Here is a 25853-nt window from a genome sequence, read left to right on the forward strand (position 1 = left end):
ACGGCGTGAAACCGCGCCGCTGGAACCCCGACACCGTCGCCGTGCCGCGAGGGCGGTACAGCCACCTCGCCGACGTTCCTGCCGGGCACCGCCTGGTCTTCATCGCCGGGCAGCTCGGTGTCCACCGGGACGGCAGCCTCGCCGGCGCGGACGCCGAGGCGCAGGCGCGGCAGATCTTCGCCAACCTCGAGGCGCTCCTCGCCGCCGAGGGGGCTCGTCCGGAGCACCTCGTCAAGCTGCTCGCCTTGATCTCGGGCACCGAGCACCTCGCCGGTTACCGGGCCGCGCAAGGGGAGGCGTTCGCACGGTGATTCCCGGACGGGGACTTCCCGGCTCAGTCGCTCGCCGTCGTGGCCGGGCTCGCGGCGCCCGAGTACGTCGCCGAAGTCGAGGCCGTGGCCGCCGTGCCCGGGAGCTGAGTCGTCACCAGCACGCCCGCCGCCGCGATCAGCACGCACGCCGCGATCGTCGTGCGCCGGTAGTGCAGGACCAGTGCGGCGAATTCGCGCAGCAGCGCGCTCGGCAGGAAGTAGCCGGCCGTCGGGGAACCCGTCGCGTGGTAGGGCAGGTGCAGGCGGCGGCACTGCACCGCGGTGCGGAACACGTGGTAGTCGCTGGTCACCGCCACCACCCGCCGGGCGTCGGCGGGCAGCAGCGCCGCCGAGAACCGGAGGTTCTCTTCCGTGGTGCCGGCCCGGGTTTCGCAGCGGACGCGGTCCTCGGGGATGCCCCGCTCCACCAGGTAGGCGTGCATCGCCTCGGCTTCGGTGACCGTCTCGTCCGGGCCGCACCCGCCGGAGACCACGACCAGCGGCGCCGCCTTTTGCCGCGTGTACAGCCGGATCGCGCGCTCGAGGCGCCCGGCGAGCAGCGGCGGCACCCGGTCGCCGGCCAGGCCGCAGCCGAGCACGATGATCGCGTCGACCCCGCCGCGGCGGCCGATCCGGCTGTACAGCACCGAATAGACCAGCAGCGACAGGAACAGGAACCCGAAGTAGCCCGCGAGCAGCGCGGCGGTCGTCACCAGGGCCGAGCCCCACCGGCCCAGCGGCACGAAGAACAGCGCCTCGAGGACGACCAGCCCCACCCCGACGGCGAGCGACAGCAGGTTCCCGGGACTGCGCCCTTCGCGGCGCCACATCCCGACCCCGTTGACGATCAGCGCGACCGGCACGACAAAGGCGGCCAGCAGGCCCGCGCCGCCGAGCAACGCCGCCAAGAACGGCGTCGCCCCTTCGAGGTGCAGCAGCGACAACACCGTCAGCAGGACGGCCAAGCCCAGCCACACGGCGTTCCCGAGCCGCCGCGGTTCGTGCGAGACCCGCACGGCGAAAACGACCAGCGCCACCGCGGCCGCGATCGGCAGCGCGCCGTCGGCGACGTCCACCCGGCCTCCTAGGTTGCCCGTGAAGAGGCCAACCTAGCCGAGTGGACGCGCCACGACGGAGTCAGGCCTTGCGCTGCATGCTCGACCGCGCCGGGTTGCCCTGGTCGGCGGCCTTCGGGTCCTTCTCGTCCTGCTTGGCCCGGACGCCGGCTTCGATCCGGTCGCCGATGTCCTTGTCGACGTTGCGCCAGTAGTCGAACGCGCGCGCCAGCACCGGCTGGGACACGCCGTTGAGCAGGTGCCCGACGACGTTGTCGACGAACCGCGCGCGGGCGTCGTCGTCGAACACCTCGCGGACCATGGTGCCGGCCTGGCCCCAGTCGTCGTCCTCTTCGCGAAGCGTGTACGCGGTGCGGACCATGTCACCGTCGGCCTGCCAGCCCGCCGGGGTGCCGTAGCGCTCGACGTCGGCGTGCGGCCCGCCCTTCGAGTTCGGCGCGTACACCGGGTCCGAGACCTTCTGGTACCGCATCGCGCCGTCCTTGCTGTAGCTGTGGACGGGTGCGACCGGCGCGTTGACCGGCAGTTGCTTGTAGTTCGCGCCGATCCGGTACCGGTGCGCGTCGGGGTAGGAGAACAGCCGCCCGAGCAGCATCTTGTCCGGGCTGACGCCGATGCCCGGGACCAGGTTGCTCGGCTCGAACGCGGCCTGCTCGATCTCGGTGTGGTGGTCGGTGGGGTTGCGGTCGAGGGTCATCCGGCCGACCTCGATCAGCGGGTAGTCGCCGTGCGGCCACACCTTCGTCAGGTCGAAGGGGTTGAAGCGGTACGTCTTCGCGTCCTCGAACGGCATGACCTGGACCTTGAGCGTCCAGCTCGGGTGGTCGCCGCGCTCGATCGCCTCGTAGAGGTCCCGCGTGTGGTAGTCGGTGTCGGCCGACGCCATCTGGTCGCCCTCGTCCTGGGTGAAGCACTCGACGCCCTGGTCGGTCTTGAAGTGGTACTTCACCCAGAAGCGTTCGCCCGCCTGGTTGACCCACATGTAGGTGTGCGAGCTGTAGCCGTTCATGTGGCGCCAGGTCCGCGGCAGCCCGCGGTCGCCCATCAGCCACGTCACCTGGTGCGCCGACTCCGGCGACAGCGTCCAGAAGTCCCACTGCATGTCGTGGTCGCGGAGGTTGTTGTCCGCACGGCGTTTCTGCGACCGGATGAAGTGCTGGAACTTCAACGGGTCGCGGATGAAGAAGACCGGGGTGTTGTTCCCGACCATGTCGTAGTTGCCTTCGCTGGTGTAGAACTTCACCGCGAAGCCGCGCGGGTCGCGCCAGGTGTCCGGGCTGCCGCGCTCGCCGGCGACGGTGGAGAACCGCACCAGCAGGTCGGTCTTCACGCCGGGCTGGAACACCGCGGCCTTGGTGTACGCGCTGACGTCGCCGGTCACCTCGAACCGGCCGAACGCGCCGCTGCCCTTCGCGTGCGGCTGGCGCTCGGGCACGCGCTCGCGGTTGAACTGCGCCATCTGCTCGATGAGGTAGTTGTCCTGCAACAGGATCGGGCCGTCCGGGCCGATCGTGAGGGAGTGCTCGTCGCTTTCGACGGGGATGCCGGCGTCGGTGGTGGTCGGTTCGGGTCGGGTCTGCGTCACAACGTTCCTCTTTCCGCGGGGCGGGAAGCGGTGCAGCCGGGGCACACGCCCCAGAACACCACTTCCGCCTCGTCGATGGTGAAACCGTGCGAAGTGCCGGGGGCCAGGCAGGGCGCGGCGCCGACCGCGCAGTCGACGTCCTCCGTCCGCCCGCACCGACGGCACACGACGTGGTGGTGGTTGTCCCCGGCCCGGCGCTCGAACCGCGCCGGGTGCCCCGGCAGCTCGATCCGCCGGACCAGGCCGGCCTCCGTGCACGCGCTGAGCACGTCGTAGATGGCCTGGGTGGACACGGACGCCAGCTCGGCGCGCACGCCGGCGCCGATCGCGTCCACAGTGGAATGAGGATGCCCCGCGAGCCACGTGAGCACCGCGCGCCGGGGCGCGGTGATCCGCAGGCCCGCCGCCCGCAACGTGGTTGCCGCATCGCTCATGACACCCCACCGTGCGCCACGATCTGGAACGGGTCAAGTCCTCGGATGGACGGTTTGGGCGGCGCGAAATCGGGTAGGAGCGCGGGATCTGGCAGGGTGGAGGGGTGACCGACCGACCGGCGTTCGTGCTGCACGAGCACTGGCGCCCGCAGCACCACTTCGACCTCCGGCTCGAGGAGGACGGCGTGCTGCGGTCGTGGGCGGTGCCGCGCGGTCTCCCGCCGGACTCCGCCGGGAACCGGCTCGCGGTGGCCGTGCCCGACCACGACCTCGACCACCTCGGCTACGAGGACGAGACCAAGAAGGTCGCCGACACCGGGTGGTGGGAAGAGCACGACCGGACGCCGAAGCGGATCCTGTTCACGCTGCACGGCCGGACGGGCTCGGTGCGCTACGCGCTGATCCGCACCGACCGCGACTGGCTCCTGCACCGCACCCGAGAGCAGCCGGGAGACGCCGATGCCGCGCGTTGAGGTCCTGTCCGCCACGCCGACGCTCTTCCGCGAGGACGGCGAACTCGACACCCACGGAAACACCGCGTTGCTGACCTGGCTGCGCGACCGGGTCGACGGTGTCTTCGTCGCCGGGACGACCGGCGAGTTCCCCGCGCTGGAGCGGGGTGAACGCCGGACACTGGCCGAGCTCGCGCTGGCAGCATTCGGTCCGGCCCGCACGATCGTGCACGTCGGCGCGGCGAGCACGCGCGAAGCCGTCGCGCTGACCGCCGACGCCCTCGCCGCCGGGGCCACGCGCCTGGCCGTGCTCACGCCCTACTACCTGCCCGCGGACGCCGAAGCGGTGCAACGCCACTTCGCCGCGGTGGCCGCCGCGGCCGGGGACGCCGACGTCTACGGCTACCTCTTCCCGGACCTCACCGGCGTCACGCTCACCCCGGAGGAGTTCGCCGCGACGGGCCTGCGCGGCGGGAAGCTGTCGGGTGCGGCGGCGGCCGGGCTCGCCGGTTTCCGGGCGGCGCTGCCGGACGCGCGGTTCTGGTCGGGCGCCGACACGCAGGTGGCCGCCGTGGCCCGGGCCGGCGGGGCGGGCGTGGTCTCGGGTCTGTCCTCGGCGTACCCGGACCCGTTCGTGGCCCTGGCGGCCGCGGTGGCGGCCGGGGACGAAGCCGCCGAACGTGCCGCTCAGGCGCGCGCCGACGCGGTGCTCGCCGCGCTGGGCGGGACCGTCGCCGGGATCAAGGAAGCGCTGCGGCGGCGGGGGATCGGCACCGGCGTGCTGCGGATGCCCGCGGCCGCGCCGGACGTCGACCGGATCGCCGCCTACGCCGGGAGCTGAAGCCGGGCCGGGCGCATCGCCCGGTGCGCCCAGCGGCCGAGCACGACGAGCAGCGCGATCTCCAGCACCATCATCAGGCGCTCGACCAGGCCGGTCGCGATCGTCGGGAGGTGGCCGCCGAGGACGACGTTCACCGCGAACGGGACGATGAACGGCAGGTAGAACGGGATCGCGGCGAGCGCGAGGCGCCGCGACCAGGTCGCGAACCGCCGCCAGCGCGGGTCGTCGCGGTGCCGCCGGCCCAGCGCCCAGCCGACCACCGGCAGGCTGAGGGACGTGACGGCCGAGGCGTAGAGGTGGATCTTCCCGGTCGCGGTGATCGCGCCGCCCTGCGGGTCCTTCGCGAAGAGCGCGACCGCGAGCAGGCTGACGCACCACAGCACCTTCGCGCCCACCAGCGCCGGGTTGGCCAGCAGGCCCCGGCGGTAGAGCGCGACCAGCAGCAGGGCCGAGCCGGTGCTGGTGAGGACCAGCGCGACGTCCCACATCCACCGGCCCGGGCTCAGCGCGTAGTCGCTGAGCATCGAGCTGACCGGGTCCAGGGGCGCGAGCCGCCGGTCGAGGTGCAGGACGACGAGCAGGACCATCGCGGTGGCGAGGGTGGTCAGCGCGCCGGGCACGAGCAGCCGGGCGCGCAGGCGGGGACGGGCGGGCGACGACAACAGCATGTAGAGGGACACTCCCAGACGGGTCGGCTGGTTCAGGCGCAAGTCGCGGACGCTACCCGTGACCATTCCGTGATCATCGCGCGACACGCCCGCGATGTGACCCAGCCCACTCCGGCACGTTCCCGTGAGAGCGACCACCTGGGGCGTCGCTTTCCCGGGAAAGTGCCGGTCAGTGGTCGCCGTCCTGGGGGATCTCCGCCGAGTCGGTGAGCCGCAGCTTGCGCCGGGCCCGCTGGTAGAACGTCGTCATCCCCAGCCGGACGACCCGGGCCGCGCTCGGCCGGGCTTTCAGGTCGAGGCGGTCGCCGGGGCGGATGTACCCCTCGACCTGCCCGTCGACTTCCACGGCCAGCCGGCCGCTGGTGGGCAGCAGCTCGAGCGTCACCTCGTCGTGCACCGACAGCACCACGCCGCGGCTGTACGCGGAGTGCGGCGCCGCGGGCGTGACCAGCAACGCCTCCACCGACGGGCTGGTGATCGGCCCGCCGGCGGAGAAGCTGTACGCCGTCGAGCCGGTCGGGGTGGCGACGACCACCGCGTCGGCCGAGTAGCTCACGAACGGCTGGCCGCCGACGCGGACCGCGACGACCGCGCTGCCGTCGCCGGGCACCCGCACCACGGCGATGTCGTTGAACGCCGTGATCCGGCGGCCGTCGAGCAGCCCGTCCACGGCCAGCCGCGGCTCGACCGTGAACTGGTGGTCGTCGATCGCCGAGAGCGCGCCCGGCAGGTCGGGGACGTCGACCTCGGCGAGGAACCCGAGCTTGCCGAGGTTGACCCCGAGCACCGGCGCGCGCTGCCCGTCGGCCAGCCGCATCGCGCGCAGCATCGTGCCGTCGCCGCCCAGGCTGACCACCAGGTCGGAGCGCCGGCCGAGCTCCTCGGCCGTCACCCCGACCGCCGCGCAGTTCAGGCGGACGATCTCGTCGGCGATGCCGAGGATCTCGATGTTCCGGTGGCCGGCCCAGCCGAGCACGGCCTCGACGGCGGCCGCGGAGTCGCGGCGGGGGTGCAGCACGAGTCCCGCGGAGTGCATGTCAGCGGACCCGGGCGGAAGGGAGCGTCATGCGCTCAGTCTGCCCGCTCCCGCCTCCCGTCGCGAGAACCGCAGGGCGCCGTCGTCGATCCGGCCGTGCCGGAGCTTGACGACGTCGTGCGCGTAGCTCATGCCGAGCGTCCACGGCGCCCGCGAGCCCGCCTTGGGGAACTCGTCGATCGACCGCAGGACGTACCCGGCGTCGAAGTCGAGCAGCGGCCGTTCGGTGACCGCCGGGTCGTCGTTGACCGGCACGGCCTGGTCGTACCCGTGCCGGTCGAGGTGGCGCAGCAGCCGCACGACGTACTCGCCGACGAGGTCGGCCTTGAGCGTCCACGACGCGTTCGTGTAGCCGATCGTGAACGCGAAGTTCGGCACGCCGCTGAGCATCATGCCCTTGTAGGCCATGGTTTCCGGCAGCTTGACCGGGTCGCCGTCGACGACGAGCTCGATGCCGCCGAAGGCCAGCAGCCGCAGCCCGGTCGCGGTGACGACGACGTCCGCCTCGAGCTCGCCGCCCGATTCGAGCCGGATGCCGGTCGCGGTGAAGGTGGCGATCCGGTCGGTGACCACCGAAGCGTGGCCGTGGCGGATCGAGCGGAACAGGTCGCCGTCCGGCACCAGGCAGAGCCGCTGGTCCCAGGGCTGGTAACGCGGCTTGAAGTGGGTGTCGACGGCGTAGCCGGGCGGCAGCTGCTTCACCGCGGCCTTGCGGATCATCGCCTTGACCACGCCGGGACGACGCCGGCTGAGCTGGTAGATCAGCGTGCTCACCGCGACGTTCTTCCAGCGCGCGATCGGGTACGCCAGCCGCGCGCCGAGCAGCCCGCGCAGCCGGTTGGCCAGCGCGTCCTCCGACGGCAGCGACAGGATGTAGGTGGGGGAGCGCTGCAGCATCGTGACGTGCCCGGCGCGGTCGGTCATCGCCGGCACGAGCGTCACGGCCGTCGCGCCGCTGCCGATCACGACGACCTTCTTGCCCGTGTAGTCGAGGTCCTCGGGCCAGTGCTGCGGGTGCACGACCGTGCCGCCGAAGTTCTCGATGCCGGGGAACTCCGGCGTGTGGCCGCCGGCGTAGTCGTAGTAGCCGCTGCACAGGTAGAGGAACTTCGCGGTGAACCGGACGGGCTCGCCGTCGTGGGCCGCCTCGACCGTCCACAGTGCGTCCTCCGTGGACCATTCGGCGCGGAGGACCTTGTGCCCGAAGCGGATGTGCCGGTCGATCCCGGCGTCGGCCGCCGTTTCCCGGACGTAGTTCAGGATCGACGGCCCGTCCGCGATGGCCTTCTCGCTGGTCCACGGCCGGAACCGGTAGCCGAGGGTCTGCATGTCCGAATCGGACCGGACTCCCGGGTAGCGGAACAGGTCCCACGTGCCGCCGATGGCGTCGCGGGCTTCGAGGATCGCGTAGGTCTTGCGCGGGAACGCCGTCCGCAGGTGGTGCGCCGCGCCGACGCCGGACAACCCGGCGCCGACGATCAGCACGTCGACGTGCTCGGTCATCGCACGGCCTCCGTTCGCCGCGGGCGCCTCGTCAGGCGCGTGAGCACGGCGTTGTAGTGGGTGGGGGTGACGCGGGCGAGCGCGTCGAACAGGTACGCGTCGGGTCCGACGAGGATACGGGCCTTGCCGCGGTCGACGCCGGTATGGATGATCGCCGCCGCCTTGTCCGGCGAGGTCATCGTCATGGCCTCGAACTGCGCGGCCATCTCCTCGCGGCTGCGGCCCAGCCCGGTCGGGTCGCGGCGGACCCGGGCGTTGCGCGCGATGTTCGTCGTGATGCCGCCCGGGTGCACGGTGACCGCGCGGACCGCGCTGCCGGCCAGCTCCTGCCGCAATGACTCGGTGAAGCCGCGGACGGCGAACTTCGCGGCGCAGTACGCGCTCTGGTAGGGCATCCCGAGCAGGCCGAACACGCTGGACGTGTTCACGATCGCGCCTTCGCCCTGCTCGACGAGGATCGGCAGGAACGCCCGCGTGCCGTGCACGACGCCGCGGAAGTTGATGTCGTGCAGCCAGTCGTCGTCCTCGGGCACGGCGTCCAGGACGCTCGACGTCACGGCGACCCCGGCGTTGTTGAACACCGCGGCCAGCGGGGCGGGCAGCCAGTCCTTCACTTCGGCGGCGAACTTCAGCTGGTCTTCGGCGTCGCGGACGTCGAGCACACGCGTCAGCACCCGGCCGTGCAGGGCAGCCGCGGTGGCCTTCAGGCCGTCTTCGTCGACGTCGGCCAGCGCGACCGGCGAGCCGAGGCGGGAGAGCCGGGTGGCCAGCGCGCGGCCGATCCCGGAGGCCGCCCCGGTGATGACCACCGGGCGGCCGGTGATGCTACGGGGCCGTGACATCGCTGCTCCTCGTGTGCTTGCCGATGAGGTCGAGCAGGACCGGCCACGCGCCTTCGGGCAGGTCGTGGCCCATGCCGGGGACGGTTTCGAGGCGGGCGCCGGGGATCGCGCGCGCGGTGGCGCCGCCGCCGGTCGGGTGGACCATCCGGTCGCGGTCGCCGTGGACGACCAGCGTCGGTGCGGTGATCTTCCGCAGCCACGCCGTCCGGTTGCCGGACTTGAGGATCGCGCCGAGCTGACGGCCGACGCCGCCGGTCGACGGGTCGCGGTCCCAGCCCGTCCCGGCCGTCTCGCGCACCCAGGCCTCGTCGAACGGGAAGCCGTGCGAGCCGATGTGCCGGAACATCGCCACCGCGCTTTCGACGGCTTCTTCGCGGGACTTCGGCGGCTTCGCGCCCATCAGCCGCAACGTCGAGAAGGCCGGCCGGCCGAGCAGGCGCGACCCGGTCGTCGACATGATCGACGTCAGGGTCGTCACGCGCGCCGGGTGCAGCGCCGCGACGGTCTGGGAGATCATGCCGCCCATGGACACGCCGGCGATGTGCACGCGGTCCAGGCCGAGGGCGTCGAGCAGGCCGACCGTGTCGGCGGCCATGTCCTTCAGGTCGTACTGCTCCGGCGGGAAGCGGCCGGCGAGCATCGCGGGCAGGCCGGCCGGCCGGAACCGCGGGTGCGTCGAACGGCCGGCGTCGCGGTTGTCGAACCGGATCACCTCGAAGCCGCGCCCGGCGAGCTGCGCGCAGAACCCGTCGGGCCAGCTGTGCAGCTGCTGGCCCAGCCCGGCGACGAGTACCAGCGGCTCGGCGCCGCGGTCCCCGATCCGTTCGTACGCCAGGGAAATCCCCCGGCCGGCGTCGGCGATCTCTTCGGTCACGAATCTCCTCCGGTGCTCCGGCGGCGCACGACCGCGCGGCCGCCCTTGGCGGGGGCGTAGGCCACGCCCCGCGAGTGCCAGCGTTCGTCGGGCTCGGTCGTCGGCACGAGCGTGAAGTCCCGCAGCAGCGTGCGCAGCACGACGGACATCTCCATGGTCGCGAACGCGGCGCCGAGGCAGCGGCGGGTGCCGCCGCCGAACGGGATCCACTGGTAGAGGTCCGGCCGCGCGCCTTCGAAGCGGTGCGGGTCGAACCTGCGCGCGTGCGGGAAGACGGCGTCGTCGTCGTGGATCAGGGCGATGCTGACGAGCACGGCGTACCCCTTCGGCAGCGTCCAGCGGCCCAGCCGGAAGCCGTCCTGCTTGACCTGCCGCGCGGTGAGGTCGATGACCGGGCGCGTGCGCTGGACCTCGAGGAGGGTGGCGTCGAGCAGCTTCCCGTCGTCTTCGCGCAGCTCGTCCAGCAGCGCGGGGTGGCGGCGGAGGCGCTCGACGGCCCAGGCCAGGGTCGTCGCGGTGGTCTCGTGCCCGGCGGTGAGCAGGGTGAGCAGCTGGTCGGCGATCTCGTCGCGACCGAGCCCGGAGCCGTCGTCGTAGCGGGTCTGCAGCATCATCGCGAGGACGTCGTCGCCGTCGGGGCGGGCCTTGGCGATCAGCCGGTCGACGATGGCGTCGTAGTCGCGGCGCATCCGTTCGAAGCGGCGCCACGGGTTGAAGCGCCCCTTCTTCGGGATCGGCGCGACGGCCAGGCGCGAGCCGAGGGTGACGAACGGCGGAAGCAGCTCGCGCAGCTCGGCGAATTCCGCTCCCTCGGCGCCGAACACCGCGCGGAGGATGGCGTTGAGCGTGATCCGCATCATCGACGGCAGCGTGGCGAACGGTTTTCCGTCCGGCCAGCTCGCGAGTTCACGCACGGTTTCTTCTTCGACGATCTTTTCGTACGCCGCGAGCCGCCGGCCGTGGAAGGGCGGGACCAGCAGTTTGCGCTGCCTTTTGTGCTCTTCGCCGGAGAGCGCGAACATCGACCGCGGCCCGAGGACCCGGCCGAGGTTGACCTCGAGGTTGTCGACGACGTCGGGGCCGGTGGTGAAGAGCTGCTTGATCTCGGCGGGGTCGCTGATCACGACCGCGTTGCCGAAGATCGGCACGTTCACCGTGAAGGCGTCCCCGTAGCGGTCCTTGAGCCGGCGCATGCCCCGCAGCGGTTGCGTGAGCGCGTAGGCGCCTTGGACGGCGCGGGGCGCGGATGGTCCGGGCGGCAGCGTCACCGCGGTTGTCATGGTCGTCATCGACCCTCCCGAAGCGTGGTACGCGAGCGTACCGTCGGTACGGTACGCCGGTGTACCATCGGATTTCAAGGAGGAGGGCCTGTACCGTGACTTCCGTGGACGTCGACACCCACCGGCACCGGCAGCGGCTGCTGGACGGGCTGGCGGCGTCGATCACCGAGGACGGCTTCCGCGAGACGACGGTGGCCGACATCGTCCGCCGCGCCCGCACGTCGCGCCGGACGTTCTACGAACACTTCTCCGGCAAGGAAGAATGCTTCATCGCGCTGCTGGCGGAAGCGAACCGCGCGATGATCCAGCAGATCTCGGAAGCGGTCGACCCGCGCGCGCCGTGGGCCGACCAGGTGCGCCAGGCGATCGAAACGTGGATCGCCTGTTCGGAGTCGGAACCGGCGATCACCCTGAGCTGGATCCGCGACGTCCCGGCCCTGGGCGCCCCGGCCCGCGAGCTGCAGCGCGAAGCGATGGAGGGCTTCATCGCCCTGACCCAGCGCCTGACCGACACGGCGGAGATGCGCGCGGTGGGGATCAGCCCGCCGTCCCGCCAGCTGTCGATCATGCTGCTGGGCGGCCTGCGCGAGCTGATCGCCACCACGGTGGAGGACGGTGGCCGGGCCGGCGACGTCACGGAGGTCGCGGTGCGGGCGTCGATCGCCCTGCTCGGCCCGGCCTGACGCGTCAGGCGTCCAGATCCCGCGCGATGAGCTCGGCCAGCGCGTCGACGGACGCCTGCGCGTGCTCACCGTCGGCGGTCAGCTCGACCTCGTCCCCGAAAGCCGCGCCCAGGGTCATCAGCCCGAGGACGCTGGCGGCGTCGACCGGGTCGCCGGGGACCCCGCCCGTGATCTTGGCGATCTTCACCTTCGCCGGCTGACCGGCGGCCGTCTTGGCGACCAGGCCCGCGGGCCGGGCGTGGAGCCCGACCGTGCTGGCGACGAGCGTGCGGCGGTGGTACACGGTGGACTCCTTCACGCGTTGACGGGCTGACCGGAAACCGCGGCGGACCGTTCGGCCGCGCGGAAGCGGACCTGCTTGAGCAGGATCACCGAGACCGACGCGACCGCGGTGCCGGCGACCAGCGCCAGCAGGAACAGCAGCGGGCTGCCGATCAGCGGGAGCACGAAGATGCCGCCGTGCGGGGCGCGCAGCGTCGCACCGAACGCCATCGACAGCGCGCCCGTCACCGCCGAGCCGAGCATGATCGACGGGATCACGCGGAACGGGTCCGCCGCGGCGAACGGGATCGCGCCCTCGGTGATGAACGACGCGCCCAGCAGCCAGGCCGCGCGGCCGTTCTCGCGCTCGGCCTCGGTGAACAGCTTCTTCCGCACGGTCGAGGCGAGCGCCAGCGCCAGCGGCGGCACCATCCCGGCGGCCATCACCGCGGCCATGATCTGCAGCGACGCCGTCGCGCCGGTCGTCAGGCCGCCGACCGCGAACGCGTACGCGGCCTTGTTGACCGGCCCGCCCATGTCGAAGGCCATCATCAGCCCGAGCAACGCGCCCAGCAGCACCGCGCTGACGCCGCTCAGGCTGTTGAGCCAGTGCGTCAGGCCCGAGGTCGCGGCGGCGATGGGCTTGCCGACCACGACGTACATCAGCACGCCGACCACGATGGACCCGAGCAGCGGGTAGACGACCACCGGCATGATCCCGCGCATCGCCTTCGGCACCTGGATCTTCTTCAGCGCCATCACGACGCCACCGGCGAGCAGGCCGGCGACGAGGCCGCCGAGGAACCCGGCCCCGACCGTGACGGCGATGGCGCCGCCGACGAACCCGGGCGCGATGGCCGGCCGGTCGGCCATCGCGAAGGCGATGAACCCGGCCAGCACCGGCACCAGGAAGTCGAAGGCGGCACTGCCGATCTGGAACATCAGCGCGGCCCAGCCGGCGACCGAGCCCGCGTCGAAGTGCTGGGTGACCTTCGGCGCGTCGACGATCTTGTAGCCGCCCAACGCGAAGCTCAACGCGATCAGCAGCCCGCCGGCGGCGACGAACGGGATCAGGTAGCTGACACCGGTCATCAGCCACTGGCGGACCTTCGTCCCGGCGTTGTCGTTGGCGCCGACCTTCGAGGTCAGTTCCGGGGCAGCGGGCGCGACGGGCTCGCGAGCGGCGGCCTTCGCGCGTTCGAACAGCCCGGCGGCGTCGTTGATCGCCGCCTTCACGGGAGCCTCGACGATCGGCTTGCCGGCGAAGCGTTCCCGGCCCTGAACGGCGAGGTCCGCGGCGAAGATGACGGCGTCCGCGCTCGCGATGTCCTCGGCGGACAGCGGCTCGGACCCGGCCGAGCCCTGGGTTTCGACGACGATCGTGTCGCCGTTGGCCTGGGCGGTCTGCTCCAGCGACTCGGCGGCCATGTAGGTGTGGGCGATCCCGGTGGGGCACGCGGTGATGGCGACGAACTTCATGGTCAGGACACCTCCTGGCGGATGTACTCGGCGACGGCGGCGGCATCGGTGGCGTCCAGCAGGTGCTGCTTGAACTCCGCCCGCACGAGCCGGCGGGCGAGGGCGGCCAGCACCTTGAGGTGGTCGCTGCCGCCGCCTTCGGGCGCGGCGATGAGGAAGATCAGCTTCGCCGGGCCGTCCGGCGCGCCGAAGTCGATGCCCGCGGCGCTGCGGCCGAACGCCAGCGTCGGCGTGGTGACCGCGGCCGAGCGGCAGTGGGGGATGCCGATGCCGCCTTCGAGCCCGGTGGCCATCTGCTCCTCGCGCGCGGCGACGTCCTTGAGGAACAGGTCGAGGTCGGTCACCCGCCCGGCGTCGACGAGCCGCTGCGCGAGCGCACGGGTGGCCCCGTGCTTGTCGGCGGCGTCGAGGCCGAGGTCGACCAGGTCGGCGGTGATCAGGTCTGGGGTGGTCATGCGGCGGCTCCGCTGAGGGTGAAGGTGGGGTCGGCGTCGAGCACGCGCACCTGGTCCGCGTGCACGTCTTCGGGGGTGGGCATGCGGCTGCCCTCCTGCGTGACCGCGGCGGTGCCGTAGGCGACCGCGGTCCGCAGGGCTCGGGGGCCGGATCCTCCCGCGTGGAGGAACCCGGCGAGTGCGGCGTCTCCGGCGCCGACGGTGCTGCGCACGGCGACCAGCGGGCCGACCGCGTGGCGGGTTTCGTGCTCTTCGACGAGGACCGCACCCCGCGCGCCCAGGCTGACGAGCACGCGGCCGACGCCACCGCCGATCAGCTCGCGGCAGAACGCGACGACGTCGCCGAGCAGCGGCAGCGGGCGCCCGGCGAGCTCGGTCAGCTCGTCGAGGTTCGGCTTGAGCACGTCGGGCCCGCTCGCGCAGGCGGCGGCGAGCGGCGCCCCGGAGGTGTCCACGGCGACCTTCGCGCCCGCCTGGCGGGCCAGCCCGGTCAGCCGCGCGTAGAAGTCCTCGGGCACGCCGGCGGGGAGACTTCCGCAGCACACCAGCCATTCCGCGCGCGCGGCCAGTTCGACGGCCCGCCGTTCGAGGGTGGCGAGCTCGGCGGACGAGATCTCCGGCCCCGGCTCGTTGATCTTCGTCGTGGTCCCGTCGGCTTCGACGAGCGTGATGTTGCTGCGGGTCGTCCCGGCGATCGGCACGGCGACGACCGGGACGCCTTCCGGCGCGAGCAGGTCGGCCAGCCGGTCGCCGACCATGCCGCCCGCGGGCAGCAGGGCGACGGTCGGGGTGCCGGCCGCGGCCAGCGCGCGGGCCACGTTGACGCCCTTGCCGCCGGGGTCGAGCCGGACGGCTTCGGCGCGGATCACCTCGCCGCGGCGCAGCTCGGAAAGCCGGGCGGTGCGGTCCAGGCTCGGGTTGGGGGTGACGGTGACGATCACGCCAGCACCACCTCCGGGCCGGCTTCTTCGAGCTCGGCGACCGCGCCCGCGTCGATGCCGCTGTCGGTGACCAGCACGTCGATCTCCGCGAGCGTCGCGAACCGGCTGAGCTGGTCGGTGCCGTACTTGCTGTGGTCGGCCAGCAGCACCCGCTTGCGGGCGGCGGCGACCACCGCGGCCTTCACCGCGGACTCGGCCATGTCCGGCGTCGTGCAGCCGTGGTCGGCGGAAAAGCCGTTGGCGCCGAGGAAAGCGACGTCGACGAGCAGCCCGTCGAGCGCGTGCAGCGTCCACGCCTCGACGGCGGCGAGCGTCGTCCCGCGCACCCGGCCGCCCAGGATGTGCAGCGTGATGCCGGGGCGGGTGGCCAGGATCGACGCGACCGGGATCGAGTTGGTGATCACCGTCAGCTCGCGGTCGGCGGGCAGGAGCGTCGCGAGCCTGCTGGTGGTGGTGCCCGCGTCGAGCAGGATCGAGCCGCGGTCGGGCACGAGGTCGAGCGCGGCCCGGGCGATCGCGTCCTTCTCGGCGGCGTTGGTCCGGTCCCGCTGCGCGACCTCGGGTTCGAAGTCGAGCCGCTCGACGGCGACGGCGCCGCCGTAGACGCGGCGGACGACGCCCTGGCGTTCGAGGACGCCGAGGTCGCGGCGGATGGTCTCGGGGGCGACACCGAGTTCGGTGGCGACGTCGTTGACGTCGACCCGGCCGTCGCGACGTGCGCGTTGCGCCAGGAGCTGGTGCCGTTCGGCGGCGTACATGCCCGTTCCTCTCCGATGTTTGCCCGTTGCTGTTTGATTGTGCCCGTTGTTACCGTAGTGTCAATCCCCAGTTTCGCGATCCGTTGCCCCCGGAGGTCCCGCCATGCAGTTGTCCGGAGTCGGAGTCAGCCCCGGCCGGGTCGCCGGCCCGCGCGTCGTCGTGGCCGCTGACCTGCCCGAACCCGCTTCCACGCCGATCTCGGGCGAGCTCGGGGCGGAAGCGGGCAGGATCGGGCCGTCGGCCGCCGCGGTTGCGGCGAGGTTGTCCGATCGTGCCCGTTCTGTGTCCGGAGATGCCCGGTCGGTCCTGGAGACGACCGCGGCGATGGCGTCGGACCCGGCGCTGCTCGCCTCCGCCGAGACGCTCGTGCGGGAGCGTTCGCTGCCCGCGCCGCGAGCGGTGTGGGAGGCGGCGGGCGAATTCATGACCGCGCTGCAAGCCGCCGGCGGGTACATGGCCGAGCGCGCCCGGGACGTCGCCGACGTCCGCGACCGGATCGTCGCCGACCTGCTGGGCGTCGCCCCGCCCGGCGTCCCCGACCTGACGGAACCGAGCGTGCTGGTGGCGCGCGACCTCGCGCCGGCCGACACCGCCGGGCTCGACCCCGGCCTCGTGCTGGCGCTGGTCACGGCGGAAGGCGGGCCGACGAGCCACACCGCGATCCTGGCCCGCGCCTTGGGGATTCCCGCCGTCGTCGCGTGTGCGGGTGTCCTCGAGGTGACCAGCCCCGGGCTCGCGGTCGACGGTGACGCGGGCACGGTTTCGCCGTCCGACGGCCGCGTGGTGGCCTCGTCACGGACGCCTCGTCCGGAGTGGGACGGCGTCGGGCGGCTCGCCGACGGCCACCGCGTCAAGCTCCTGGCGAACGTGGGCTCAGCCGCGGACGCCCACGCCGCGTTCGCGGCCGGCGCCGAGGGAATCGGGTTGTTCCGCACGGAGTTCTGCTACCTGTCCGCCTCGGAGGAGCCGACCGAAGCCGAGCAGCGGGCGGCCTACGCGGACGTCCTGAAGCCCTTCGCGGGCAAGCCGGTGATCGTCCGGACGCTGGATGCCGGGTCCGACAAACCCCTCGCGTTCCTGCCGGCGGGGGAGGAGCCCAACCCGGCGCTGGGCGTCCGCGGCCTGCGCGTGGCGTTCGACCGGCCGGAGCTGCTGGAGCGCCAGCTTGCCGCGGTCGCGGCCGCGGCGGACGACACCGGCGTCGAACTGTCCGTGATGGCCCCGATGGTCGCGACGGCGGCGGAAGCGGCCTGGTTCGCGGCCCGCGCCCGCGCGGCGGGCATCGCCCGGGCCGGCGTGATGATCGAGATTCCGGCGGCGGCGTTGTGCGCCGCGGAAATCCTGGCGGAGGTCGACTTCGTCTCGCTCGGCACGAACGACCTGGCGCAGTACGTCTTCGCGGCCGACCGCCAGCTCGGCGCGGTGGCGGCGTTGAACGACCCGCACCAGCCGGCGCTGCTGCGGCTGGTCGGCATGGTCGCGGAGGCCGGTGCGGCGGCGGGGAAGCCGGTCGGCGTGTGCGGCGAGGCGGCGGCCGACCCGGCGCTGGCGCCGGTGCTGACCGGACTGGGCGTGACGTCGTTGTCGATGAACGCGGTGGCCCTCGCCGGCGTCGGCGCGGCGCTGCGCGCGGTCGACCTCGCGGCGTGCCGCGCGTTAGCTTGACGGGCATGGAAAGCGACAACGCGCAGAGCGTGTTCGACGTCCCGGCGGAGGCCGCGGCGCTGCCCGAAACCGCGGAAACCATGCTGGTGGACAAGTACTTCGTCGACAAGGCGTCGGCCAGTGCGCGGATCTTCCGGATCTACCGCGAAGTCCCGTTGCACTACCACGACGAGTGCGACGAACACCTGTACCTGCTCAGCGGCGGCGGCACGTTCCACCTCGACGGCGAGGAGTTCGAGGCGCGGCCGGGGATGTTCCTCTGCTTCGAGCGGCGGAAGGTCCACGGCTTCCCGGCGATCACCGCGGAACCGTTGGTGGTGCTGGCGATCGACGTGCCGCGCCGCCGTCCGGACGACATCGTGTTCGTCGACCCGTCCCAAGGCGACGCCCGCTCGTTCATGGCCCGCAACGCCTGAGTCTCAAATTGCGACAGCCGGGCGGCTTTCCCGGTTCTAGCGTCGGATCCGGTCGTGCCCGGCCACGGGCGCCGGGCGGCCGCCGGAGGCGACGATGAAGGCGCTGGTCTACCACGGTCCGGGCGCGAAGGCTTGGGAAGACGTCCCGGACGCCGCCGTCCGGGAGCCGACCGACGTGGTGGTGCGCGTGGACACCACCACGATCTGCGGCACCGACCTGCACATCCTGCACGGCGACGTCCCGGCGGTCACCGACGGCCGCATCCTCGGCCACGAAGCGGTGGGCACGGTGACGGCGGTGGGCGAGGCCGTCCGGGCGTTCTCGGCCGGCGACCGCGTGCTCGTGCCGGCCATCACCCAGTGCGGCCGCTGCGAGTACTGCGGGCGCGGAATGCCTTCGCACTGCCGGACGGTCGGCGGGATCGGCTGGATCTTCGGCCACCTCATCGACGGCACCCAGGCCGAGTTCGTCCGCGTGCCGTACGCGGACACGTCGTTGCACGCGGTCCCCGGCGGAGTCACGAACGAACAGGCGATCTTCCTGGCGGACTCGCTGCCGACGGGGTACGAGGTGGGCGTGCTGGCCGGCCGCGTCCGCCCGGGCGACACGGTGGCGGTCGTCGGCGCGGGCGCGGTCGGCCTGGCGGCGATCCTGACCACGGGCCTGTGGGGCGCGTCGAAGGTGATCGCGGTGGACTCGAACAAGTTCCGCCTGGAGAAGGCCCTGGAGTTCGGCGCGACGGACGCGTTCGAAGCAGGCCCGGGCGTGCAGGCCGACGTCCACTCGTTGACCGACGGCCTGGGCGTGGACGTGGCGATCGAAGCGGTGGGCTACCCGGAAACCCTGCTGACGACGGCATCCCTGGTCCGCCCGGGCGGCCGCATCGCGAACATCGGCGTCCACGGCGTACCGGTCGAGCTGCCGATGCAGGACATGTGGATCCAGAACCTGACCCTGACCATGGGTCTGGTGGACACGGTGTCCATCCCGACGCTGCTGAAGATGGTCGCCTCGGGCCGCATCCCGGCCGAGCGCATGGGAACCCACCGGTTCACCTTCGCCCAGATGGACGAGGCCTACGAAGTCTTCGCCAACGCGGCCGCGAACTCGGCGCTCAAGGTGGTCATCACGCCTTAGGTCATCGTCGGATCGCCCCAGGCGAGCGCGGGCGGCCGTCTGTTCGGCCGCTGGACGAAGACCACCGACGACCCGAACGGAGACGCCGGCGCCCCGGGCCGCGACATCTCGAGCCGGAGCTTCGACGCACCGGTGACGTCGAGGTCGATTTCGGCGGATTTCCCGATGGCCACTTCGTGTTCGGAGCGTGGAGCGCCGTCCAGCAGGACGCGGAACCGCCCGACCTGGAACCGGTCGGCGGCGTCGTCGAGCACCCCGGCGACGGTGGTGAACCGCTGGTAGCGGCCCCCGAGTTCGAATTCGACGAACCCGGGGGCCGTGCCCGAGCGGAGCACGATGCTGTCGTCGTACCGCACCCCGTCGATCGAGGCGGCGCCGCGCTGGACGCCCGAGCTGCTGCCGGTCCACGGCAGCGCGTTCGCGCGCATCGGCTGCGGATCCGAGGATCCGCCGAGCCACCGGCCCCGGGGCGGCATCGGGTGCTTGCCCCGGCCCGTGATCGCCGCAAGTAAATCGGCCACTCCGCGGTCGGTGAACTCGTCGATCTCGTACCGCGTGGTGGAATAAGGGGAGAGGAAGGCCGGGATCTCGTCGATGGACCTGCCGGGCAGCACCACCGGGAGGACCCGCCGAGTGCCTTCGCGGTGGTCCCTGGTGAGCTTGTCGCGGATGATGGCGGTTTCGAACTGCGCACCGCGTCCCTCCTCCGGTGGTGCGTCGCCGTCGGCACGCGCCCGGTACAGGGGCGAAGCCACGACGATGATGAAGTCGGCCGCCTTGAGGTGCTGCGTGGCCCACAATGACCAGTCGATGCGGACGTTGTCGTGCCACTGGTCGAGCACGACTTCGAGCCCGATCCTGCTGCGCAGGAAGGTGGCGAACCGCCGGACCTGGTCCTTGTGCTCGTCGGTGTCGTGGGAATAGGTGACGAACACCCTCGGCGCCTCGGGCTCGGACATCGGCTTCCCCTCGGGATGGTCGGTGATTCACCGATCGCGGCGATCGGCATTCCGGAAACGCTTCGCGTTCTATCCGTGGCTTCTCGATTTGTCAAGATAGCATTCTCTCCGAGACTTCCGGCGTGGCCAGTTATTGTCCAGAATCTGTCAGGTTTCTCGCCTTCTTCGGCGGCGCGCGGTCGATCTAGGATGACTTCCGCCTGGTGGGGAGCGGTGGAGGAGCGGCGGCACGCGTGTACGAGTACGACGTCTTCATCAGCTACCAACGTGCCGCGGGCGACATATCGGCGTGGATTCGCCACCATTTCCACCCGCGCCTGTCGGAAGTGCTCGACAACAATCGCTTCGAGGACGTCCGGACATTCTTCGACGACCAGGTGCGTGTCGGGTCCCGCTGGCCGAACGAGCTGAAGTCGGCGTTGCTGCGCTCTCGCGTGCTGGTGCCGGTCTTTTCGCCGAAGTACTTCCGGGACGAGTGGTGCCTGGCCGAGTGGTTTTCGATGGCGGACCGCGAGGCGCTCGGCACCGGGCGTCAGCTGATCTACCCGGTGATCTTCTGCGACTCGAGGAACTTTCCGGCCTGGGCCTTCGAGCGTCGCCTGCGCGACCTGCAGGAGTGGAACCACCCGTTCGAGCACTTCCAGACCGCGCCGGCGTACCTCGACTTCAACCAGGAGATCAAGCGGATCGCGGTCGACTTGGAGGAGCTGATCGAACGAGCACCGGAGTGGCGCGCCGACTTCCCGGTCAGCACGCCGGCCCCGGAACCACCGAAGCGCGCGCGGATGCCGAGGTTGTGACGGATGCCCGGAGCGATCTTCACCTTCTACTCCTACAAGGGCGGGGTCGGCCGGAGCTTCACGCTGGCCAACATCGCCGTGCTGCTCGCCCGCTGGGGGTACCGGGTCCTCTGCCTGGACTGGGACCTCGAAGCCCCCGGTCTCGGCGACTACTTCCGGCCGCGGCTGACCGCCCGTCCCACCGGCGGCGTGGTGGACCTCGTCGACGACTTCCGGCGCGGCCGGTTCGCGCCGCAGGCCCACGTCCTGCGGCTGAAGGACGCCGGCGCGCTCGACTTCATCGCGGCCGGCCGGGAAAACGACAGTTACATCGGGCAAATGCAGGCGATCGACTGGGAACGCCTGTACGACGAGGGGTTCGGCGAGTACCTCGAGAAGTGCCGCGAGCAGTGGACGTCGAACTACGACTTCGTGCTCATCGACAGCCGCACGGGCATCTCCGACGTCGGCGGGATCTGCACGGCGCACCTGCCGGACCACCTCGTGGTGTTGTTCACGGCGAACCGGCAGAGCATCCGCGGTGCGATGGAGGCCGCCCGGCGGGCGGACGCCGCGCGCAACCAGCTGCCGTTCGACCGCTCGCGGCTGACCGTCCTGCCCGTGTTGTCGCGATTCGACAACCGCGAAGAGTACGACCGGTCGGAGACGTGGCGCCGCATCGTCGTCGACGAGACGACCGAGCTGTACCGGACGTGGCTGGACCAGGCGATCGAGCCGGCGACCATGTCCCGGCACCTGACCCTGCCGTACGTGTCGTACTGGAGTTTCGGCGAGCAGCTCCCGGTGCTGTCGGAGCAGACGCCGAGCGCCGACCAGATCGGCTTCGCGCTCGAGACGGTCGCGGCCGTGATCGCCTGCCGGCTCGACCGCACCGACCTGCTGGGGGAGAACCGCGACGCCTACGTGGCGGCCGTGCGGACGAGCCGCCAGGAGTTCAAGCACGAGCTGCGGGTCAGCATCCCGCGGACGGCCGTCGGGGCGGGGAACGACCTGGTCGCCGAGCTGGGCAAGCTCGACACCCGCGTGGTGAAGTCCCTTTCCGGCGACCGGTCCCTGCTCGCGCGGGCGGAGGACGACGCGCGTCACCTGTGCCTGCTCGTCGACGGCAAGGTGAGCCGCTGGCAGGCGGCCGAGGTCGAGCTGTTCCTGCACCGCACCCTCGGCCAGGACCGCCGGGTCATCCCGGTCCTCACGCCGGGCACCCCGACGGCGGGATTGCCCGGCTACGTCGGCAACCTCCGTTTTCTGAGGCTGAGCCCGTCGCGCGGTCCGGCGGAGATCGCCCGCGACCTGGTCGGGCAGCTGAAGGGCTTCACGCCACTGTTCGAAACGGACGACGACGTCGACCTCGCGGCGCTGCTCGACCAGGCCCGCGGCGCCCGGCTGCGCCCCTCCCGCTGGGACCTGGTGGACGAGCTGATCACGGCCCTGCAGCCGGCGGTGGGCGCCGGCGACGGCGCACGCACGGCGGACCTCGCAGCGGACCTGGCGGTGGCGATCAAACCCCGCACCCCGAACGGCGACGGCCACCCGGCACCAGCCCAGACCCGCCGGTCGATCGACTGGCTCCTCCGGGCGCTGGACGCCCGCGCCCAGACCACGACGAAACCGAACCACCGGAAGGATCTCGGATGACGGACCGCTTGGGACACAAACAAACCGCGGCGATGTTCACGCTGATGGTGCTGGGCCGTGAGGTGCCCAACCCGGAGTTGAAGGAGCTCGTGGGCTTCTCACTCACGGGCAAGGAACGCACGCAGCTGGAGGACGGCGGGTACATCACCAGCAAGAGGGTCGGTCGTGCGTTCGTGAACGAGCTGACCGAGGGCGGATGGGCGTGGTGTGAGAAGGAGGTCGGGGCGCGGACCCCTCCGCCGCCCCGGCCGCAGAGCACTCTCTGCTCGGCGCTCTACGTCGTTCTCGGCCGCTTCGACGATTTCCGACGCAGCCGGAATCTGCGCCTGTTCGATGTCTTCGTCTCGACGAGCGAACCCGCCACTACTGAGCCCACCAGCAAACCCGCGATCGAACTCCCTGCTGAGACCACGCCGACCGGCGACCTCGAAACCCGCATCCGGGTCGCCTACCGGGAGCTGGTGACGGAACCGCGCGGCTGGGTCGGTCTGGTGGACCTCCGCCCGAAGCTCGGCGCGCCCGCGGCGGAGGTCGACGCCGTGCTCAAGAAGCTGAGCAGTGCCGGCAAGGTGCACCTCGTCCCCGAAGACAACCGCAAGGCGCTCACCGCGGCCGATCACAAGGCGGCGATCCGCATCGGCGGGGAGGACAACCACCTGCTGTCGATCGAGGCGTTGTGATGGACGAGCTGACGGCACTGGCAGCGCTCAGCTTCGACTGGGCGGACACGCCCGACCACATCTGGGTGGACTCGCCGTACCACGTGGACGGTTTGCACGCCGACGCCCTCGCCGCGCTCGACACGGGTATCCGCGACGCCGTGACCAGCGACGGCCCCAGCCCGATCGGGCTCGTCCTGCGCGGGCTGAAGGGAGTCGGCAAGACGCACCTGCTCGGCCTCGTCCGGCGACAAGTACACCGTGCGCGGGGCTACTTCTTCCTCGGCGACGTCACCGCGGCCGAAGCGTTCTGGGAGAACATCGCCGAAGCACTGCGCCGAGGGCTGGCCCGGCCGGACGACTCGGGCGACTCGCAGTTGAAGCGGTTCCTCCTGCGCGTCTGCTTGCGAGCCCACGTCGATGCCCAAGTCGAAGAGAGGATCCGCCGGGGGCGCGGGCTGACCGCGAACGACGTCGAGGCGTTCGTCGACGGAGTGGCGTCCCTGGACGAGATGGTCGCGGACGAATGCGGGGACACCGCACGAGCTCTGGTGCTGATCGCCAGCCGGGACCGGGGTGCCAAGTACGTCGGAGAAGACTTCCTGGACGGCGACGAGCAGCTCACGCCCGAAGCCCGGCAGTGGAACATCTATTCGAAGCCGAAACCGGCCCGTGTCCTCGTGAAGGAGATCACCCGCCTGCTGGCCCTGACCGGTCCCGTGGTGATCGCCGTGGACCAGCTCGACACCCTCGTGTCACGGTCTACGAAGCTCATCCGCGAAGTCGGGGACTCGGCCGAGGAAGACGTGCTCGTGGCGCAGATCGCCGACGGGCTGATGGGGCTGCGCGAAGTCACGCGGAAGACGCTCACCGTACTGGCCTGCCTGCCCAGCACGTGGGACCAGCTCAAGCGGAAGGCGGCGGGGACCGTGCCCGACCGGTTTCGCGAGTCGGTCACGCTCGGACGGATCGTCGATGCCGAAGTCGGCCGGGCACTGGTGGCGAAACGGCTGGGAGTGGCGTACGAGGCCATGGGGTTCACCCCGCCGCACCCGACTTGGCCCGTCGCGCCCGAGGCGTTCGCCGAACCTTGGGAGCAGTGGACCCCGCGTCAGCTCTTGAAGCGCATCGGCGCGCACATCGAACTTTGCCTGCGCGCCGGCGAGGTTCAGGAACTCGTCTCCTTCGACGAAAAGTCCCCGGTGCCGGTCGTTCCGGTGCGAGCCGCGGTCGAGAGCGACCGGTTCGCGGACCTCGACGCGGAATTCGAGAAGCTGCAGGCGGAAGCTGATCCCGGCACCCTGCTCGCCGAGAAGACCGTGGACAAGGCCATGCCGGACCTGCTTTCCGCCGCGCTGCGCTGCTGGGTCACCGAAGTCGGGGACGACGACATGGAATGGTCGTGCGAGCGCCAGAACGGGCGGAGCGAAGTACACGCCTGGCTCACCCGGACCCTCGACGAGGCTGCCGACCTGCAGGAGCACTGGGCGTTCCGGGTGATCGCGGCCCGGGACCCGCGGGCGGCGCTGAGCCGGTTCCGCAAGGCCCGCTCGGCGGCGGGCCAACGGCAAGGAGTGGACAACCGGCATCTCGTCATCCTCAGAGACGCTTGGGGACGGGGAGCCAAGACTCGTGAGGAGGTCGCGAAGTTCACCACGGCCGGCGGCAAGACCATCCCGCCGAGCCAGGCCGACGTCCGCACCTTCTGGGCCCTCCAGAAGATGCTCGGCAACGGCGGCCGCGAGCTGCACGAGTGGTTGATCGACCGCCGGCCGGCCAGTCGGTCGGATCTGCTCTCCGCCGTCCTGCCCGACAAGCCGTCGGGGCAGCCTGCCGAAGGGACTCACCCGCCACCCGGCGACGGGGAGATCACGCTCGGGACCGTCGTCGGCTCGGGGGAGCCCGTGCGGATCGAGCTTTCCGCCCTTCGCAAGCACGCCGCGGTCTTTGCAGGGTCTGGTTCGGGGAAGACCGTGCTGCTGCGGCGGATCGTGGAGGAGTGCGCTCTGCTGGGGGTCTCCGCGATCGTCCTGGATCCGAACAACGACCTTTCGCGGCTCGGGGATGCCTGGCCCACGCCGCCCGAGGGCTGGGGGCCCGAGGACGCCCAGCTCGCCAAGCGGTACCTCGCCGAGACCGATGTCGTCGTGTGGACGCCGGGGCGGGCCACCGGGCGGCCGCTGGCCTTCCAGCCGCTTCCGGACTTCGGTGGTGTTCTCGACGACTCCGACGAGTTCGCCGCCGCGGTCGAGGTGGCCGTCGCGACGCTGGCGCCGCAGGCGCGGCTGACCGGCAGCACGGCGAAGACGAACATCGGCCTGGCCGTGCTGCGGCAAGCCGTCGAGCGGTATGCGCGGACCGGGTCGCGGAGCCTGCCCGAGCTGATCGAGCTGCTCACCGACCTGCCCGACGACGTCAGCAACCTCAACGACGCCAAGCGCATCGCCGCCGGCCTGGCCGAGGTGCTCAAGGCCGCGATGGTCAACGACCCGCTCTTCGCGGGCGGCGGCAGCCCGGTGGACCCGGGCGTCCTGCTCACCCCGGGGCACGGCAAGCGGGCCCGGGTTTCGGTGATCAGTTTCGTCGGGTTGCAGGCGGAAGAGCAGCGGCAGAACTTCGTCAACCAGCTGCAGATGGAGCTCTTCGCGTGGGTCAAGCGCAACCCCGCCGGCGACCGGCCGCTCGGTGCGCTGTTCGTGATGGACGAAGCGCAGACCCTCGCGGCGTCGGGCAGCCTGACGGCGAGTACGCGCAGCACGATCGTCCTCGCGTCGCAGGCCCGCAAGTACGGCCTGGGACTGCTCTTCGCCACCCAGGCGCCGAAGGGCCTGCACAACCAGGTCGTCGGCAACGCCATGACGCAGTTCTTCGGCCGCCTGAACAGCCCGGCCCAGATCGCGGCGGCGAACGAGCTGGCGCGGGCGAAAGGCAGTCCCGTCGCGGACATCTCGCGGCTGGAGCGGGCCCAGTTCTACGTCGCCGGGGAAGCGTTCGGGTTCCGGCAGGTCGCGACGCCGTTGTGCCTCTCGCACCACCCGGCCAGCCCGCTGCGGCTCGAGGAGGTGATCGCCCGGGCCCGCGAAACCGGCGAGTGAGGGCTG

The 25853-nt window shown here is 71.8% G+C and carries 26 protein-coding genes; 11 read left to right on the forward strand and 15 right to left on the reverse strand.

Annotated features, from left to right (window positions below; genetic code table 11):
- Positions 1 to 5 precede the first annotated feature (5 nt).
- Positions 6 to 311, forward strand: a complete 306-nt coding sequence (locus ACYVLJ_RS17005) for a RidA family protein (protein ID WP_460439305.1) — start codon at positions 6 to 8, stop codon at positions 309 to 311.
- A 23-nt stretch (positions 312 to 334) separates the two neighbouring features.
- Here ACYVLJ_RS17005 and ACYVLJ_RS17010 read toward each other — a convergent pair whose 3' ends face one another.
- The 3 genes from ACYVLJ_RS17010 to ACYVLJ_RS17020 all read right to left on the reverse strand — a co-directional run bounded on the left by ACYVLJ_RS17010 (position 335) and on the right by ACYVLJ_RS17020 (position 3406).
- Positions 335 to 1387 carry a YdcF family protein gene (locus ACYVLJ_RS17010; protein ID WP_460439306.1) on the reverse strand — a complete coding sequence of 351 codons (1053 nt, stop codon included), beginning with the start codon at positions 1385 to 1387 and terminating at the stop codon, positions 335 to 337.
- 61 nt (positions 1388 to 1448) lie between these two features.
- Complete coding sequence (locus ACYVLJ_RS17015) at positions 1449 to 2972, reverse strand: catalase (RefSeq protein ID WP_460439307.1); 1524 nt, start codon at positions 2970 to 2972, stop codon at positions 1449 to 1451.
- Positions 2969 to 3406 carry a Fur family transcriptional regulator gene (locus ACYVLJ_RS17020; protein WP_451980666.1) on the reverse strand — a complete coding sequence of 146 codons (438 nt, stop codon included), beginning with the start codon at positions 3404 to 3406 and terminating at the stop codon, positions 2969 to 2971. The genes ACYVLJ_RS17015 and ACYVLJ_RS17020 overlap by 4 nt, the downstream gene beginning before the upstream one ends.
- Before the next feature lie 104 nt (positions 3407 to 3510).
- On the opposite strand from ACYVLJ_RS17020, the gene ACYVLJ_RS17025 reads away from it, so the two are divergent.
- Positions 3511 to 3879, forward strand: coding sequence for a DNA polymerase ligase N-terminal domain-containing protein (locus ACYVLJ_RS17025; RefSeq protein WP_460439308.1), 369 nt, complete (start codon positions 3511 to 3513; stop codon positions 3877 to 3879).
- Positions 3866 to 4699 (forward strand): dihydrodipicolinate synthase family protein, encoded by an 834-nt coding sequence (locus ACYVLJ_RS17030; RefSeq protein ID WP_460439309.1) that lies wholly within the window; start codon positions 3866 to 3868, stop codon positions 4697 to 4699. The genes ACYVLJ_RS17025 and ACYVLJ_RS17030 overlap by 14 nt, the downstream gene beginning before the upstream one ends.
- Here the strand turns inward: ACYVLJ_RS17030 and ACYVLJ_RS17035 are convergent.
- The 6 genes from ACYVLJ_RS17035 to ACYVLJ_RS17060 form a co-directional block, all read right to left on the reverse strand.
- Positions 4684 to 5433 carry a DUF998 domain-containing protein gene (locus ACYVLJ_RS17035; RefSeq protein WP_460439310.1) on the reverse strand — a complete coding sequence of 250 codons (750 nt, stop codon included), beginning with the start codon at positions 5431 to 5433 and terminating at the stop codon, positions 4684 to 4686. The two genes, ACYVLJ_RS17030 and ACYVLJ_RS17035, sit on opposite strands and share 16 nt — an antisense overlap.
- Positions 5434 to 5536: 103 nt before the next feature.
- Positions 5537 to 6403 (reverse strand): NAD(+)/NADH kinase, encoded by an 867-nt coding sequence (locus tag ACYVLJ_RS17040; protein WP_451980678.1) that lies wholly within the window; start codon positions 6401 to 6403, stop codon positions 5537 to 5539.
- A gap of 27 nt (positions 6404 to 6430) precedes the next feature.
- Complete coding sequence (locus ACYVLJ_RS17045; protein ID WP_460439311.1) at positions 6431 to 7906, reverse strand: flavin-containing monooxygenase; 1476 nt, start codon at positions 7904 to 7906, stop codon at positions 6431 to 6433.
- Positions 7903 to 8748 carry an SDR family NAD(P)-dependent oxidoreductase gene (locus ACYVLJ_RS17050; protein WP_460439312.1) on the reverse strand — a complete coding sequence of 282 codons (846 nt, stop codon included), beginning with the start codon at positions 8746 to 8748 and terminating at the stop codon, positions 7903 to 7905. Before ACYVLJ_RS17050 ends, ACYVLJ_RS17045 begins: the two co-directional genes overlap by 4 nt.
- Entirely contained in the window at positions 8732 to 9622 is an 891-nt protein-coding gene (locus ACYVLJ_RS17055; protein ID WP_451980687.1) for an alpha/beta fold hydrolase, read from the reverse strand. Before ACYVLJ_RS17055 ends, ACYVLJ_RS17050 begins: the two co-directional genes overlap by 17 nt.
- Positions 9619 to 10911, reverse strand: coding sequence for a cytochrome P450 (locus ACYVLJ_RS17060; protein WP_460439313.1), 1293 nt, complete (start codon positions 10909 to 10911; stop codon positions 9619 to 9621). Before ACYVLJ_RS17060 ends, ACYVLJ_RS17055 begins: the two co-directional genes overlap by 4 nt.
- A gap of 86 nt (positions 10912 to 10997) precedes the next feature.
- Between ACYVLJ_RS17060 and ACYVLJ_RS17065 the strand changes: the two genes are divergently transcribed.
- Positions 10998 to 11585 (forward strand): TetR/AcrR family transcriptional regulator, encoded by a 588-nt coding sequence (locus ACYVLJ_RS17065; RefSeq protein WP_460439314.1) that lies wholly within the window; start codon positions 10998 to 11000, stop codon positions 11583 to 11585.
- Positions 11586 to 11589: 4 nt separating this feature from the next.
- Here the strand turns inward: ACYVLJ_RS17065 and ACYVLJ_RS17070 are convergent, their stop codons facing one another.
- The 5 genes from ACYVLJ_RS17070 to ACYVLJ_RS17090 are packed head-to-tail and all read right to left on the reverse strand — an operon-like array spanning position 11590 to position 15479.
- Entirely contained in the window at positions 11590 to 11868 is a 279-nt protein-coding gene (locus ACYVLJ_RS17070) for an HPr family phosphocarrier protein (protein WP_460439315.1), read from the reverse strand.
- 11 nt (positions 11869 to 11879) lie between these two features.
- A complete protein-coding gene (locus ACYVLJ_RS17075; RefSeq protein WP_460439316.1) occupies positions 11880 to 13325 on the reverse strand; it encodes a PTS fructose transporter subunit IIC in 1446 nt (481 codons plus the stop codon).
- Between the two features lie 2 nt (positions 13326 to 13327).
- Positions 13328 to 13780, reverse strand: coding sequence for a PTS sugar transporter subunit IIA (locus tag ACYVLJ_RS17080; RefSeq protein ID WP_460439317.1), 453 nt, complete (start codon positions 13778 to 13780; stop codon positions 13328 to 13330).
- Complete coding sequence (gene pfkB / locus ACYVLJ_RS17085) at positions 13777 to 14721, reverse strand: 1-phosphofructokinase family hexose kinase (RefSeq protein WP_460439318.1); 945 nt, start codon at positions 14719 to 14721, stop codon at positions 13777 to 13779. Before pfkB ends, ACYVLJ_RS17080 begins: the two co-directional genes overlap by 4 nt.
- The gene (locus ACYVLJ_RS17090) at positions 14718 to 15479 is read right to left on the reverse strand and encodes a DeoR/GlpR family DNA-binding transcription regulator (protein WP_451980708.1); all 762 of its coding nucleotides are present in this window, start codon (positions 15477 to 15479) and stop codon (positions 14718 to 14720) included. Before ACYVLJ_RS17090 ends, pfkB begins: the two co-directional genes overlap by 4 nt.
- A gap of 103 nt (positions 15480 to 15582) precedes the next feature.
- Between ACYVLJ_RS17090 and ACYVLJ_RS17095 the strand changes: the two genes are divergently transcribed.
- The 3 genes from ACYVLJ_RS17095 (at position 15583) to ACYVLJ_RS17105 (ending at position 18699) form a co-directional block, all read left to right on the forward strand.
- Positions 15583 to 17145: a phosphoenolpyruvate--protein phosphotransferase gene (locus ACYVLJ_RS17095; protein WP_460439319.1), complete on the forward strand. Its 1563-nt coding sequence runs from the start codon at positions 15583 to 15585 to the stop codon at positions 17143 to 17145.
- Positions 17146 to 17150: 5 nt separating this feature from the next.
- The gene (locus ACYVLJ_RS17100; protein ID WP_460439320.1) at positions 17151 to 17561 is read left to right on the forward strand and encodes a cupin domain-containing protein; all 411 of its coding nucleotides are present in this window, start codon (positions 17151 to 17153) and stop codon (positions 17559 to 17561) included.
- 94 nt (positions 17562 to 17655) lie between these two features.
- A complete protein-coding gene (locus ACYVLJ_RS17105; protein ID WP_460439321.1) occupies positions 17656 to 18699 on the forward strand; it encodes an MDR/zinc-dependent alcohol dehydrogenase-like family protein in 1044 nt (347 codons plus the stop codon).
- On the opposite strand, the gene ACYVLJ_RS17110 is transcribed toward ACYVLJ_RS17105, so the two are convergent.
- The gene (locus ACYVLJ_RS17110) at positions 18696 to 19658 is read right to left on the reverse strand and encodes an SEFIR domain-containing protein (protein WP_460439322.1); all 963 of its coding nucleotides are present in this window, start codon (positions 19656 to 19658) and stop codon (positions 18696 to 18698) included. The two genes, ACYVLJ_RS17105 and ACYVLJ_RS17110, sit on opposite strands and share 4 nt — an antisense overlap.
- Before the next feature lie 233 nt (positions 19659 to 19891).
- Here ACYVLJ_RS17110 and ACYVLJ_RS17115 point away from each other — a divergent pair, with 233 nt between their 5' ends.
- The 4 genes from ACYVLJ_RS17115 to ACYVLJ_RS17130 are packed head-to-tail and all read left to right on the forward strand — an operon-like array spanning position 19892 to position 25847.
- A complete protein-coding gene (locus tag ACYVLJ_RS17115; RefSeq protein WP_460439323.1) occupies positions 19892 to 20458 on the forward strand; it encodes a TIR domain-containing protein in 567 nt (188 codons plus the stop codon).
- 3 nt (positions 20459 to 20461) lie between these two features.
- Positions 20462 to 22093, forward strand: a complete 1632-nt coding sequence (locus ACYVLJ_RS17120) for a KGGVGR-motif variant AAA ATPase (RefSeq protein ID WP_460439324.1) — start codon at positions 20462 to 20464, stop codon at positions 22091 to 22093.
- Positions 22090 to 22773, forward strand: a complete 684-nt coding sequence (locus ACYVLJ_RS17125) for a hypothetical protein (RefSeq protein WP_460439325.1) — start codon at positions 22090 to 22092, stop codon at positions 22771 to 22773. The genes ACYVLJ_RS17120 and ACYVLJ_RS17125 overlap by 4 nt, the downstream gene beginning before the upstream one ends.
- Complete coding sequence (locus tag ACYVLJ_RS17130; protein WP_460439326.1) at positions 22773 to 25847, forward strand: helicase HerA domain-containing protein; 3075 nt, start codon at positions 22773 to 22775, stop codon at positions 25845 to 25847. Before ACYVLJ_RS17125 ends, ACYVLJ_RS17130 begins: the two co-directional genes overlap by 1 nt.
- The last annotated feature ends 6 nt before the right edge of the window (positions 25848 to 25853 follow it).

It is taken from the genome of Amycolatopsis stemonae (assembly GCF_054781455.1).